The organism is Winogradskyella echinorum, from assembly GCF_014297365.1.
In the GTDB taxonomy this organism is placed as follows: Bacteria; Bacteroidota; Bacteroidia; order Flavobacteriales; family Flavobacteriaceae; genus Winogradskyella; species Winogradskyella echinorum.
The window spans coordinates 64,162-77,926 of sequence record NZ_JACOQD010000006.1; the positions used below are offsets into that span (position 1 = coordinate 64,162).

Sequence of the window (13,765 nt, forward strand, 5' to 3'; positions counted from 1 at the left end):
ATAAAAGTTACTTAAGGATTGCAATTTGCTTCGTATTTTTGAATAACATAAAAAATAGATATGGAAGACATCCTATTCTATGATAGAATGCAGTTTGCATTTACTATCACATTTCACTACTTATTTCCGCAATTAACCATGGGATTATCATTAATGATAGTCTATTTTAAATGGAAATTTCTTAGATCTAAAATTGAAAAATATAACGATGCTGCAAAATTCTGGATGAAGATTTTTGCTCTCAATTTTGCCATGGGAGTTGTAACTGGTATTCCTATGGAATTTCAATTTGGTACTAATTGGGCAAAATTTTCAGAGCTGACAGGTGGTATTATCGGTCAGACGTTGGCTATGGAAGGTATGTTTTCCTTCTTTTTAGAATCGTCCTTTTTAGGACTTTTTTTATTTGGAGAAAAGTTATTAGGGCATAAGCTTCATTTTATAACAGGATTTCTTGTATTCTTGGGGTCTTGGGCTAGTGGATACTTAATTATAGCCACACACTCGTGGATGCAATATCCCGTAGGTTATGAGGTCTTAGAAAATGGAAAATTTATACTCAATAATTTTGGAGCTCTATTTTCTAACCCTTGGTTATTACCATCGTATTTACATAATCAGGCAGCTTCTTTAGTAACGTCTTCATTTGTGGTTGCGGCTGTCGGTGCATTTTATTTGTTGAATAATAAGCACAACGAATTCGGAAAGTTATTTGTAAAAACAGGTGTTATTTTCGGATTAATATCTAGTTTGTTAGTAGCATTTCCTACAGGAGATTGGGCTGCTAAAAATGTAGCAGAGCATCAACCTGTAACTTTTGCTGCTATGGAAGGCATTTTTGAAACTGAAGAAGGTGGCTCAGAAATAGTTCTTATTGGTCAGCCAAACATGTTAGAGAAAAAGCTAGATAACAAAATTGCAGTGCCAAATATTTTAAGTTTTCTAACGTATCAAGAGTGGGATGCACAAATAAAAGGTTTAAACGAATTTGATGAAAGTGTGCATCCAACCAATGTGCCTGGTCTATATTATTCGTACCATATCATGGTAGGATTAGGAACCATTTTTATAGGATTAATGCTCTTAGCCGTGGTACAATTATTTAGAAAACGATTATACAAGACCAAATGGATTTTATGGTCGCTTATGTTTATGTTGCCATTTCCATATATTGCCAATACTACAGGTTGGTACACAGCAGAGTTGGGTAGACAACCTTGGTTAGTTTATAATTTATTAAGAACTGCAGATGGCGCTTCACCAACGGTTTCATCTGGTAATACTTTGTTCACCTTACTCGGTTTTATAGGTTTATATCTGCTATTAGGGTTACTATTTTTAATGTTAGCCGGAAAAATAATTAATAAAGGACCGCAACTAAATCAACAACACTAATTATGGAATTATTTTGGTATATCGTTTTAATGACAATGTTAGCTGTCTATGTAATTTTAGATGGTTACGATTTTGGTGCAGGTATTATTCATTTATTTTTTGCTAAAGAAGAAAAAGATAAAAAAGCAATTACAAATGCTATTGGTCCTTTTTGGGATGCTAATGAAGTATGGCTCATTGCAGCAGGAGGTGTTTTGTTTTTTGCATTTCCAACACTTTATGCGTCCTCTTTTAGCGGATTTTATTTACCATTAATTATGATTTTGTGGTTACTCATTTTTAGAGCTATCGGATTAGAACTTAGAGGTCAAATTCATAATAGAATATGGGAAATCATATGGGATAAAGCCTTTGGTATCGCCAGCTTTTTATTAGCACTCTTTTTTGGTGTAGCCTTAGGTAATGTAGTAAGAGGTGTTAACTTAGGAAATGTTGTTAACGGAGTATCTACACAAGAAGCACATTATTTCTTCTTACCACTTTGGAATCCAACTTTTAGTCCACAAGCAGAACAATTAGGAATACTTGATTGGTTTACCGTTTTATTAGGAATTGTTGGAGTAGTGGCTTTAACTATTCATGGTGCTAACTGGATAATTTTTAAGACAAATGCAGATATTAACGAAAAACTAAAAAGAGTAGTTTTCAATCTTAATTTTGTGTTATTAGCTTTAGTAATTGTTTCACTTTTAATATGGCATGTTATAGAACCACAACCATTTCATAATTTTTTCAAATATCCTTGGCTATGGATTTTTCCTGTTATCACATTTACAGGTTTGTTTGGCTTATTTAAAGTAAAAAGTTTTAAGCAACATGGTAAAGGCTTTCTATTTTCATCCTTGTTTTTGGGAGGTGGATTAGCATCGACAGTAGCTTCAATTTTCCCTAAAGTATTACCGTCTACCAATAGCGTTAATCCAGATTTAACACTGTATAATGTAGCTGCTCATGAATATGGATTGTCTGTTGGAGTGTACTGGTTTATTATTGCTATAATTCTAGTGATTACATATTTCACTATTCAATATCGTGTATTTAAAGGGAAAATGGACGATGTTGGTTATGGTGAGCATTAATTAAAGCAGCAACGTTATGACAGGTACTTTAATTTCTTTAATCAGTATTTTTATAGGAATTATTGCAGCAAATTTATTGGCCTATTTCAAGAAGAAATATTCTTTTGGTTTTACTGGCAACACTTTAATTGGTGTATTTGGAAGTCTCCTATTTATTAAAACTTTCGGAAGATTAGGTGTTGATCCTTGGTCTATAATGAAGAATGGCGATTTTGATGGTTTTTTACTCATGGTTAATTTATTAGTGTCTGCTATAGGAAGTACAATTTTTATGATTCTTTTTAAAAAGATGTATTTATTAATAAATAAAGCAAGTTCATAACACCTTCACCTTGTGTAACTAAAGTTACCATCGCTTTTAAGTAGTTAGACTACCTTTAATTAAAATTAAAGTCATGTCTAAAATTGTCATTTTAGGAGCCGGAATTTCTGGTCATGTAGCAGCATCACATTTAAGAAGAAAGTTGTCTAAAGAACATGAGGTTATTGTGGTTTCACCCAATACTAATTATCAATGGATTCCTTCAAATATTTGGGTAGGAATAGGCAGAATGAAATCAGAAAAAATTTTATTTCCATTAGCACCTTTATATAAAAAGAAGGGTATAGGTTACAAGCAGGCAAAGGCTCTTTCTTTCTATCCAGAAGGAGATAAAGATGAACAAAAACCCTATGTTTTAGCGGAATATGTTACTGGTGAAAAACAAGGACAACGAGAAAAAGTAACTTATGATTATCTTATAAATGCCACAGGTCCAAAACTTAATTTTGAAGCTACTGAAGGATTGATTCCTGGTAAAAACAAAACGTATTCTGTTTGTACTTATACACATGCAGATCATGCTTGGGAAGGATTAAATGAGGTTATACAGCAAATGAAGGCTGGTAAGAAAGCGAAAATACTAATTGGTACAGGTCATGCAAAATCAACGTGCCAAGGTGCAGCTTTTGAGTATATCTTAAATGTTGAACAAGAATTACGTAAGCACAATGTACGAGATATGGCTGAAGTTACATGGATTTCTAACGAATACCGACTAGGTGATTTCGGAATGGATGGTATGCTAATGAGTTATGGAAGTATGACTATGAAATCTAGCGAAATGGTTGAGATGATTTTTGAAGATCGTGATATCAAATGGATTCTTGGTGCTGGTGTTAATAAAATAGAAGATGGTATAGCGTATTACGAGAATTTGGAAGGCGAACATAAATCGGAGACATACGATTTTGCAATGCTTATTCCATCATTTTCTGGTCATGGTTTCAAGGCATACGATAAAAATGAAAACGACATAACAGAGAAATTGTTTAAAGGTTTTATGGTTGTAGATGCTGATTATACACCAAAACCATATGAGGAATGGTCAGTAAAGGATTGGCCAGAAACGTATCAAAACCCAACATATAAAAACATTTTTGCTCCTGGTATTGCATTTGCGCCTCCTCATACGATATCTAAACCGAGGAAAAGCAAAAGCGGTACAGATATATTTCCTGCTCCTCCAAGAACAGGAATGCCTTCTGGTATTACAGCAAAATTGGTAGCAGATAACATTATAGATTCAATTAAGAACGGTAAAGAATCGTTAAAACATAAGGGTTCTATGGGAAACATGGGCGCTGCATGTATTGCATCAGCTGGTTTTGGAATGACGTCTGGAAGCGGTGTAAGCATCACAACTTTTCCGATTGTGCCAGATTACGAAAAGTACCCAAAGACACAAGGAAGACAATTAGGTAAAACGTTTGGAGAAATAGGTTTGGCAGGTCACTGGTTAAAGCTGGCCTTACATCACGCCTTTATTTATAAAGCTAAAATGCGTCCATTTTGGTGGTTAATACCCGAATAAACATTTAAGATTATGACACAAAGAATTTCAAAATATCAAAGATTTAAAATGATGAATCCAATCATTCAGTTTTTCAAATTCATTTACTTAAGTATTAAAATAATGATTGTTGTAGCTGGAGGACACGGAGGCACTAGAAAAGTAAACTGATGTGGTTGTCAGTTTTTGGTTGGTTTATTAAAGGCATTTATAAGTAATTATAGATGCCTTTATATTTTATAATTTAATATTTAATTCCCCTTAAGTCGTTTCCATAAATCGGTTAATAGTTTTTTGCCGTCGCGTCTATCTTTTTGTACTTCTTCAAATTGTACTTTGTCATTATCATTTACAATTATTTTATATTTAAACACAAAGTTTTCAGAATTTGGCTCTAAGCTCATTAAACCAAATCTTAAATCGTTAAAATAATAATCTTCATTAACCTTATTAATTGTATACCAGCCTTCACATGTTTTTATCATACGTAATACATCTTCATTAGTTTTTAAATCTCCTAATAAATCATGTCGTTTAGGGTATATCTCAAAACGAATTGGTTTCGTGTCAAAAAATGAATAATTCCCTAATAAATAGGCATCATTAGTTTCTATATTAGCACTCCAAAGGATTGTATTTAATGGTGAGGGCCTTGTGTCTATTTTTAGATAATTTATGTTTTGTTCTTTTAAAGCAGATTCAAATTTTGTGAAAGCCAGCCATTTTAAAAAAAACGTAATTACCAAATAGAAAGTACTTATTAATAGGCCAAGGTTATTATATAACCTTCGTTTTTTAGTATGACGTTTATGCCGCATGGCAAGAATTAAAAATATTAAAAATGGTAGCGTATAAAGTGGATCGATAACAAATATGGTTTTAAATGCTAGCCTAATATCAAATGGCCAGAATAACTGTGTTCCCCATGTAGTATGAGCATCTAAGATAGGATGTGTTACAAAAGCCCAAAAGAATAAAGAGAACCAACCCTTAAAACTCTTATAGGATTCAAATCGCGAAATTATCCAACCGAATATAACTGCAAAAAGAATAGAAAATATAATTGAATGTGTAAATCCGCGATGTATCGACAATGCAGTTACAGTATCTGTAAAATGAGAGGCTAACACATCTAAATCTGGTATTGTACCAGCAATAGCACCATAAAGCATCGCTTTATTACCAACTTTTCTCCCTAATACAGCTTCACCAACAGCTGCGCCTAATACAATTTGAGTAAGTGAATCCATATATAAAGCAAAAGTAAGATATACATATTAAACTTTTATAAAGTTTTAAATCATTGCGACTTGGTAAGTAACCTTTGTTACTAACAAACATATAGTTAGCATCTATTTTTGTAGCATAAATATTTAATTAATGAAATTACAAGTTTACATATCATTATTTCTTATTGCTAGTACTATTTCAGTAAAAGGGCAAGATCTTGTGCCAATTACAAAATCTGAAGTTTTAATTAAAGTTTCAGAAAATAATACAAGTATTAAAATTTCTGAAGAAGAATTTAAACAAGCCAAAGCAGATTTTAGACAAACCAATGCTGTGTTTTTACCAAACATTACAGCTAGTCATACAGCTATAGCGACAACTAATCCTTTAATAGCTTTTGGTTCTAAATTAAATCAGGAAATTTTAACACAAAACGATTTTAATCCTGCGCTATTAAATGACCCTTCGCAGATTGAAAACTACGCAACTAAATTCGAAATTCAACAACCATTAATCAATTTTGATGGTATGTATCAACGTAAAGCGGCTAAATCTAAAATGGAAGCAATGTCTTTAAAGACGGAGCACACACAAGATTATTTAGCTTTTGAAGTGGAGAAAGCATACATGCAATTACAATTAGCTTATAAAGCAGTAGAAGTTTTAGAAACGGCTTTAGAAGCGGCAAATGCTAATAAAAAATTGGCGGACAATAGATTTAAACAAGGGTATTTGCAACGTGCAGATGTGCTAAATGTTGAAGTGCGTGTTACTGAGGTAAAAAATCAATTACAATCAGCAAAAAGCAATGTGCAGAATGCCTCAAATTATTTATCATTTTTAATGAATGATGAAAGTTATGTGATTTACACTCCAACAGATGAATTAGAGATTACAACAACTACAATTAATGATAAATCAATTTCCGAAAATCGTTCAGATATTAAAGCCATGCAATTAGCCTCTAACGCTTATGAAGCTATGAATAAAGCTGATAAAATGGCATTTCTTCCAAGATTGAATGCATTTGGTAGTTATGAGTTGTACGATGACCAAATTTTTCAAGCCGACGCTAATGGTTATTTATTTGGAGCACAATTAAGTTGGGATGTTTTTCAAGGGTCTAAACGTTTTGGAAAAGCCCAAAAGAGTAAAGCTGAATTTGAAAAATCTAAACTAGAATACAAGCAATATGTATCACAAAGTAATTTAGAATTAAACAAAGCGAAACGTGCATTTATGGATGCAGAAAATAAATTACAGTTAAACACTTTAGCCTTGGAACAATCTGAAGAATCTTTAAGAATTAGAACCAATAGATTTAAAGAAGGATTAGAAAAAACGTCTGATTTATTGATAGCTGAAACACAATATGCTCAAAAGCAATTAGAGTATTATCAAACTATTTTTGAATACAATTACGCACAAGCTTATTTACAATTTTTAACTAAAGAATAAAAGAGAACCAAGATAAAAGAACCAAGAGCAAAGACTAATAGACTTGCTTATAAAAGATATAAAAATGAATAAAAAAATATATACCATAGTTGCATTTACTTTAACCTTGTTATTAGCGAGCTGCGGAAGTGAAGATAAAAAAGCAGTTGAAGATAATTCGCCAGCAATTGTTGTAAAAACCAGTCAGGTAGAAGCTAATACCAATAGTCCGTTTTTAGCGGTTAGTGGAAAAATTCAAGCTGCAAATAGTGCAGATTTAAGTACCAGAATGATGGGTTATGTGAATAAAGTACACGTTAATGTTGGTGATAAAGTACGTAAAGGACAATTATTAGTGTCTATTAATAATAGCGATTTGCAAGCCAAACGCGCACAAGTAAATGCAGGTATTACAGAAGCAACAGCTGCTTTTAATAATGCACAAAAAGATTACAATCGATTTAAGAATTTATTTGCAGAGAATAGCGCATCTCAGAAAGAAATGGATGATATGACGGCTAATTATGAAATGGCAAAAGCACGATTAGAATCTGCTAACCAAATGAAAAATGAAGTCAATGCACAATTTACATATAGTAATATTACAGCACCTTTTAACGGAATCATTACAAGTAAAAATGTAGAAGCTGGTAATATGGCAAATCCAGGCGCACCATTAATTAGTATGGAAACGCCAGGCCATTTTGAAGTAATGGCCATGGTACCAGAATCTGAAATTTCTGCGATTAAAAAAGGAACTACTGTTGACGTATTGGTGAAATCAATTAATCAAACCTTAAAAGGAAAAGTAGCCGAAGTAAGTACATCTGCCAAAAACACAGGTGGACAATATTTAGTAAAAATAGCATTAGACAAAACAGAAGCTAATATTTTATCTGGCATGTTTACAACGGTTCAATTTCCTGTAGAAAGAAAAGCAGCGACAGCAATGGTTTTAATTCCAACAGATGCTATTATAACAAACGGACAATTATCTGGTGTATATACCGTAAGTCAAAGTAATACAGCATTATTACGTTGGTTACGTTTAGGAAGAACCTTTGGAGACCAAGTAGAAGTATTATCGGGTTTAAATGGAGATGAAGCTTATATCGTTTCTGCTGAAGGAAAACTTTATAATGGAGCTAAAATCAGTGTTCAGTAAACAGTCGCAGTTTTCAGTATCGGGTCAAGTAAAATAAAAGAATAACACAAATAAGAGAAAGCAGTAAAAGTAACAGTTTTCAGTTTATCCCGTAATGATTTTCCCCTTTGGGGAATTAAAGGGGCTTAAAAATATTATTAACTAAAAAAATCCCATAACAGTTTTTCCCCGAGCTTGTGCAGAGCGCAGTCGAAGTAGGGAAATTAAAAGGGGCCAATTATGAAAGAAGGAATCGCAGGTAAAATCGCCAAAGTCTTTATGCAATCGAAGCTTACAGTGCTTTTGATGATTGTATTTATGGTGGTTGGTGTATATAGTTCGTTTTTAATTCCGCGTGAAGAAGAACCACAAATCGATGTGCCAATGGCAGACATTTTTGTAGGTTATCCTGGCGCAAGTCCTACAGAAGTAGAGTCTCGAGTTATTAAGCCTTTAGAGCAATTAATCTCAAATATTAAAGGTGTAGAATATGTGTATTCTACGTCTATGAAGGAGCAAGGTATGGTAATCGTACAGTTCTATGTAGGCGAAGATATTGAGCGTTCGTTTGTAAAGATGTACAACGAAATCAATAAACACATGGACCAAATGCCAGCTGGTGTTACGTTTCCTTTAGTGAAAACACGAGCTATTGACGATGTGCCAATGCTGGGTTTAACCTTGTGGAGTGAGAATTACGACGATTACCAACTCAACCAAATGGCTCAAGAATTAGAAGCCGAAATTAAAAAGGTAAATGATGTTGCTATTACACATAAAATTGGTGGAAGAGACCGTCAATTACGTGTGGTTATAGATAAAGATAAACTAGCAGCGAGCGGATTAGATTTCTTGTCAGTTTCCGAAATGATTAAGGCCAACAACAGTCAATTAAGTGCTGGAAGTTTTGATAAAAGTGATACAGAATTTTTGGTAAACACTGGGAAATTTTTAGAATCGGTTACAGATGTAGAAAATTTAGTGGTTGGTGTGCAACAGAATCAACCGATTTATTTAAAGCAAGTCGCTAAGATTATTGATGGTCCAGAAGTACCTCAAAATTATGTGAGTTTAGGTTTTGGTAAAGGAAGCGAAGCATCTGCTGAATATAAATCCGAATATCCTGCAGTTACTATCTCTGTTGCCAAAAGAAAAGGCGCAGATGCTATGAAAATTGCAGAAGTAATCATTGATAAGGTAGACCATTTACGTACTACTTTAATTCCAGATGATGTCCATGTAGAAATCACAAGAAATTACGGAGAAACGGCATCTCATAAAGTATCAGAATTATTATTGCACCTTATAGGCTCTATCATTGCGGTAACCATTGTTGTAATGTTAGCCATGGGTTGGCGTGGTGGTTTAGTTGTATTTCTATCAGTGCCAATTACATTTGCATTAACGCTGTTGAGTTACTACATGATGGATTATACGTTGAACAGAATCACCTTATTTGCTTTAGTATTTGTTACAGGTATTGTGGTCGATGATTCCATTATTATTGCTGAGAACATGCATAGGCATTTTAAAATGAAACGCTTGCCATTTAAACAAGCCGCTTTATATGCCATTAACGAAGTAGGTAACCCAACTATTTTAGCAACGTTTACGGTAATTGCTTCTGTATTACCAATGGCTTTTGTTTCTGGATTAATGGGACCATATATGGCACCTATGCCAATTGGAGCATCTATAGCCATGATTTTATCATTATTCGTAGCGTTAACCATTACACCATATTTAGGTTATATTTTCTTAAGAGAGAAGGACAAGAAAGGTGAAGAAGAAAAACCTGAAAAAGCAATAGAAGACACCCTTATTTATAGAGTTTACAATAAGTTTGAAAGACCTCTTTTAGAAAGTAAAGGAAAACGATGGTTATTTTTATTGGGAACCTTCGCTGTATTATTAGGAACTATGGCATTGTTTTTTACCAATTCAGTAGCTGTAAAAATGTTACCTTTTGATAATAAGAATGAATTTCAGGTGGTGATTGATATGCCAGAAGGTACAACCCTAGAAAGAACAGGTGTAGTTGCTCAAGAGATTTCTCAATATTTATCTAATAGACCAGAAGTGGTTAATTACCAAAATTATGTTGGGACGTCTGCGCCAATAACCTTTAACGGATTGGTAAGACATTACGATTTGCGTGGCGGAAGTAATATGGCAGATATTCAAGTGAATTTATTGTCTAAAGAAGACCGTTCAGCACAAAGTCATGATATTGCTAAATTACTACGTCCAGATATTCAGAAAATAGCGGCGAAATATAATGCCAATGTGAAGTTGGTAGAAGTGCCACCAGGACCACCAGTATTATCTACTATCGTAGCTGAAATATATGGACCTGATTACGATGAGCAAATTAGAGTAGCCAGTCACGTTCAAGATATTTTGAAAAATACAGCTGATGTGGTGGATATTGATTGGATGGTTGAAGATGACCAAACGGAATATCAATTCGATATTAATAAAGAAAAAGCGATGTTATATGGTGTGGCACCACAGCAAATAGCCTATACCATGAATATGGCTTTATCTAATAGAGCGATTACTACTTTGTATGACGAAGATGCTGTAAACCAAATTGGTTTGGTATTAGCTTTAGATGAAAAGGAGAAATCTACTATTACTGATATTTCGCAATTAAAGGTGAAATCTAAAATGGGAAATATGGTGCCAATTTCAGATTTAGTAGATATTTCTCAAAACACAGCAGCGAAAAGTATTTATCATAAAAACCAGAAACGTGTGGTCTATGTCATGGCAGATATGGCTGGAGAATTAGAAAGTCCTGCGTATGCCATTTTAGGAATGGAAAAGAAGTTGAAAGAAATTTCACTACCACAAGGCTATGAGATTAATGAGATGTATTTAGGTCAGCCTGAATTTGAAGATGATTATACTGTAAAATGGGATGGAGAATGGCAAATTACATTAGAAGTCTTTAGAGATTTAGGTATCGCATTTTTAGGAGCCATTATCTTGATTTATATTTTAATTGTAGGTTGGTTTCAAAACTTTAAAGCACCAGTGGTAATGATGGTAGCCATTCCATTGTCATTAATTGGTATCATTTTAGGACACTGGATAATGGGAGCATTTTTTACAGCAACTTCATTTATAGGGATGATTGCTTTAGCAGGAATCATGGTAAGAAATTCAGTATTACTTATAGACTTTATCAACTTAAGAACAGCTGAAGGTATACCATTAAAACAAGCAGCTATTGAAGCAGGAGCTGTGAGAACAACACCAATTTTACTAACAGCAGGAACAGTTGTTATTGGAGCATTTGTCATCTTGTTCGACCCAATTTTCCAAGGATTAGCCATTTCATTAATGGGAGGAACCATTGTGTCCACAGTATTAACATTATTGGTTGTGCCATTAGTGTATTATATGATAGAGAAGAAGAATTTTAAATAATAGAAATCATGAAATTAGTAATTGTTACCGCAGTAGAACAGTTCGAAATGGTGATTCTCAAACTTTTTAAAAAGGCAGATATAGAAAACTTTAGTAGTTCTGAAATTGATGGACATAAAAATAGTTCGTCTTTATTAATGGCTTCTAATTGGTTTCCAGCAGAAAAAGGAGGAAATGAATCTAGCATGTTCTTTTCATTTACTGATGAAGAGCGCATTGATGCCTTGTTTGAAGCTATAAAAGAATTTAATAAAAATTTAGAAACTAACAATCCTTTATAGGCGATTGTAGTTCCTATTGAAAAATTTGTATAAATTAAAAAATAATTAAAATGTTAAATACATATTTTAGAGTAATTGTGGGTTTTATGGTGCTATTAAGCGTTGTTTTAACCGTATATGTTAATCCAAATTGGATGTGGTTTACTGTATTTATTGGCTTAAATTTAATTCAGTCTGCATTTACAAAATGGTGCTTATTAGAGACAATTTTAATGAAACTAGGAGTGAAAATAGAGGATGAAAGTTGTTCTTCTTGTTAATTTGAATTTCAATTTGTAACATTTTTAATCAATTTGCGTCCTATAGGTGTAAAATTATTAATCATGGAATCAAATTATCACACACTTAAACGCACAGACAATCAATTATTAGTTATAACACATTTATCGCAGTTATTAACTTATGTTACAGGATTTGGCGGACTAATTGCTCCATTAATTATTTGGGCAACACAAAAAGATAAAGTCGTAGATATGGATGCTCATGGAAAATCTATTGTAAATTTTCAATTAAGTATTCTTATATATTCTATTATAAGTGTTCCTTTAATATTTGTTGGAATAGGAATTCTTACACTGATATTGATTGGAATCTTAGCATTTGTTATGCCGATTATAAACGGTGTAAAAGCTAGTAATGGCGAATTACCGAGCTATCCATTGTCTATTAATTTTGTTAGTTAGTTATTAAAGAAAATGGAATTTAAAAGGCTCACCAAGTGGTGAGCCTTTTTATGTTGAGAAAATTTGCAAGAACCCTCTGCTAATTATTGAGCATCACAGGCATAACCAGCATAGTCACGTGCTCGCCTTCATCTAAACCATCAATTGGTGTTAGAATACCTGCTCTGTTTGGTAAACTCATTTCTAACTGCACGTTATCTGAGTTTAAGTTATTAATCATTTCTGTTAAGAAACGAGAGTTAAAGCCAATTTGCATATCGTCCCCTTGATAATCACAAGTTAGACGTTCTTCGGCTTTGTTACTATAATCGATATCTTCTGCAGAAATATTTAATTCTGCACCAGCAATTTTTAAACGTATTTGATGGGTAGTTTTGTTAGAGAAAATACTAACACGGCGAACAGAGTTTAAAAACTGTGTTCTGTCAATAACTAATTTATTAGGATTTTCTTTAGGGATAACGGCTTCGTAGTTTGGATATTTTCCATCAATTAAACGACAAATCAATACTGAATTTTCAAAAGTGAACTTGGCGTTAGACTCGTTGTATTCAACTAATACATCATTATCACTTCCGGCTAAAATTCCTTTTAAAAGGTTAAGAGGTTTTTTAGGCATAATAAATTCTGCCGTCTCAGAAGCACTGACATCATCCCTTGTGTATTTCACTAATTTGTGGGCATCTGTAGCCACAAAAGTTAGGTTGTCTTGCGAGAACTGAAAGAAAACACCACTCATTACAGGTCTTAAATCATCATTGCCAGCTGCAAAAATGGTTTTACTTATAGCAGTTGCTAAAATATCACCCATTATAGTTGTTGTACTTGCATCTTCTACAGAGACTGCGTTAGGAAATTCAGCACCATCAGCATAAGCTAAAGCATATTTACCATGGTTAGAACTAATTTCTACTGTATTGTTTTCTTCTACAACAAAGGTTAAAGGCTGTTCAGGAAATGTCTTTAAAGTGTCTAAAAGTAATCTGGCTGGTAATGCAATACTACCTTCAGAATCACTTTCTACATCCATAGTAGAAGACATTGTGGTTTCTAAATCACTTGCCGAAATCGTTAATTTTGAATGGCTTAGTTCAAATAAGAAATTATCTAAAATTGGTAGTGTATTACTGTTATTAATAACACCTCCTAATACTTGAAGCTGTTTTAATAAATATGTACTTGAAACAATAAATTTCATGCTGAATAAATATGTGTGTTTACTTTTAGTTTGCCTTACAAATATATCTCA

The 13,765-nt window shown here is 33.2% G+C and carries 13 protein-coding genes; 11 read left to right on the top strand and 2 right to left on the bottom strand.

Features of this window, described 5'->3' with window-relative positions:
* Positions 1-60: 60 nt before the first annotated feature.
* The 5 genes from H8K90_RS15285 (at position 61) to H8K90_RS15305 (ending at position 4,477) form a co-directional block, all read left to right on the top strand.
* On the top strand, positions 61-1,395 hold the full coding sequence (locus tag H8K90_RS15285) for a cytochrome ubiquinol oxidase subunit I (RefSeq protein ID WP_186846864.1): 1,335 nt from the start codon (positions 61-63) through the stop codon (positions 1,393-1,395).
* 2 nt (positions 1,396-1,397) lie between these two features.
* Complete coding sequence (gene cydB / locus H8K90_RS15290) at positions 1,398-2,474, top strand: cytochrome d ubiquinol oxidase subunit II (RefSeq protein WP_186846865.1); 1,077 nt, start codon at positions 1,398-1,400, stop codon at positions 2,472-2,474.
* A gap of 16 nt (positions 2,475-2,490) precedes the next feature.
* Positions 2,491-2,796 (top strand): hypothetical protein, encoded by a 306-nt coding sequence (locus tag H8K90_RS15295; RefSeq protein WP_186846866.1) that lies wholly within the window; start codon positions 2,491-2,493, stop codon positions 2,794-2,796.
* 73 nt (positions 2,797-2,869) lie between these two features.
* Positions 2,870-4,327 (top strand): NAD(P)/FAD-dependent oxidoreductase, encoded by a 1,458-nt coding sequence (locus H8K90_RS15300; RefSeq protein WP_186846867.1) that lies wholly within the window; start codon positions 2,870-2,872, stop codon positions 4,325-4,327.
* A 12-nt stretch (positions 4,328-4,339) separates the two neighbouring features.
* Positions 4,340-4,477 (top strand): hypothetical protein, encoded by a 138-nt coding sequence (locus tag H8K90_RS15305; RefSeq protein WP_165353716.1) that lies wholly within the window; start codon positions 4,340-4,342, stop codon positions 4,475-4,477.
* An 80-nt stretch (positions 4,478-4,557) separates the two neighbouring features.
* On the opposite strand, the gene H8K90_RS15310 is transcribed toward H8K90_RS15305, so the two are convergent.
* On the bottom strand, positions 4,558-5,556 hold the full coding sequence (locus H8K90_RS15310) for a metal-dependent hydrolase (protein WP_186846868.1): 999 nt from the start codon (positions 5,554-5,556) through the stop codon (positions 4,558-4,560).
* A 130-nt stretch (positions 5,557-5,686) separates the two neighbouring features.
* Here H8K90_RS15310 and H8K90_RS15315 point away from each other — a divergent pair, with 130 nt between their 5' ends.
* The 6 genes from H8K90_RS15315 (at position 5,687) to H8K90_RS15340 (ending at position 12,516) form a co-directional block, all read left to right on the top strand.
* Entirely contained in the window at positions 5,687-6,994 is a 1,308-nt protein-coding gene (locus tag H8K90_RS15315; protein ID WP_186846869.1) for a TolC family protein, read from the top strand.
* Between the two features lie 64 nt (positions 6,995-7,058).
* Entirely contained in the window at positions 7,059-8,138 is a 1,080-nt protein-coding gene (locus H8K90_RS15320; RefSeq protein WP_186846870.1) for an efflux RND transporter periplasmic adaptor subunit, read from the top strand.
* A gap of 219 nt (positions 8,139-8,357) precedes the next feature.
* Positions 8,358-11,552: an efflux RND transporter permease subunit gene (locus tag H8K90_RS15325; RefSeq protein WP_186846871.1), complete on the top strand. Its 3,195-nt coding sequence runs from the start codon at positions 8,358-8,360 to the stop codon at positions 11,550-11,552.
* Positions 11,553-11,560: 8 nt separating this feature from the next.
* Entirely contained in the window at positions 11,561-11,833 is a 273-nt protein-coding gene (locus tag H8K90_RS15330; protein WP_186846872.1) for a hypothetical protein, read from the top strand.
* Between the two features lie 50 nt (positions 11,834-11,883).
* Positions 11,884-12,093, top strand: a complete 210-nt coding sequence (locus H8K90_RS15335; protein ID WP_186846873.1) for a YgaP family membrane protein — start codon at positions 11,884-11,886, stop codon at positions 12,091-12,093.
* Positions 12,094-12,156: 63 nt separating this feature from the next.
* Positions 12,157-12,516 (top strand): DUF4870 domain-containing protein, encoded by a 360-nt coding sequence (locus H8K90_RS15340; protein WP_186846874.1) that lies wholly within the window; start codon positions 12,157-12,159, stop codon positions 12,514-12,516.
* A gap of 79 nt (positions 12,517-12,595) precedes the next feature.
* Here H8K90_RS15340 and dnaN read toward each other — a convergent pair whose 3' ends face one another.
* Positions 12,596-13,714 (bottom strand): DNA polymerase III subunit beta, encoded by a 1,119-nt coding sequence (dnaN, locus tag H8K90_RS15345; protein ID WP_186846875.1) that lies wholly within the window; start codon positions 13,712-13,714, stop codon positions 12,596-12,598.
* Between the last annotated feature and the right edge of the window lie 51 nt (positions 13,715-13,765).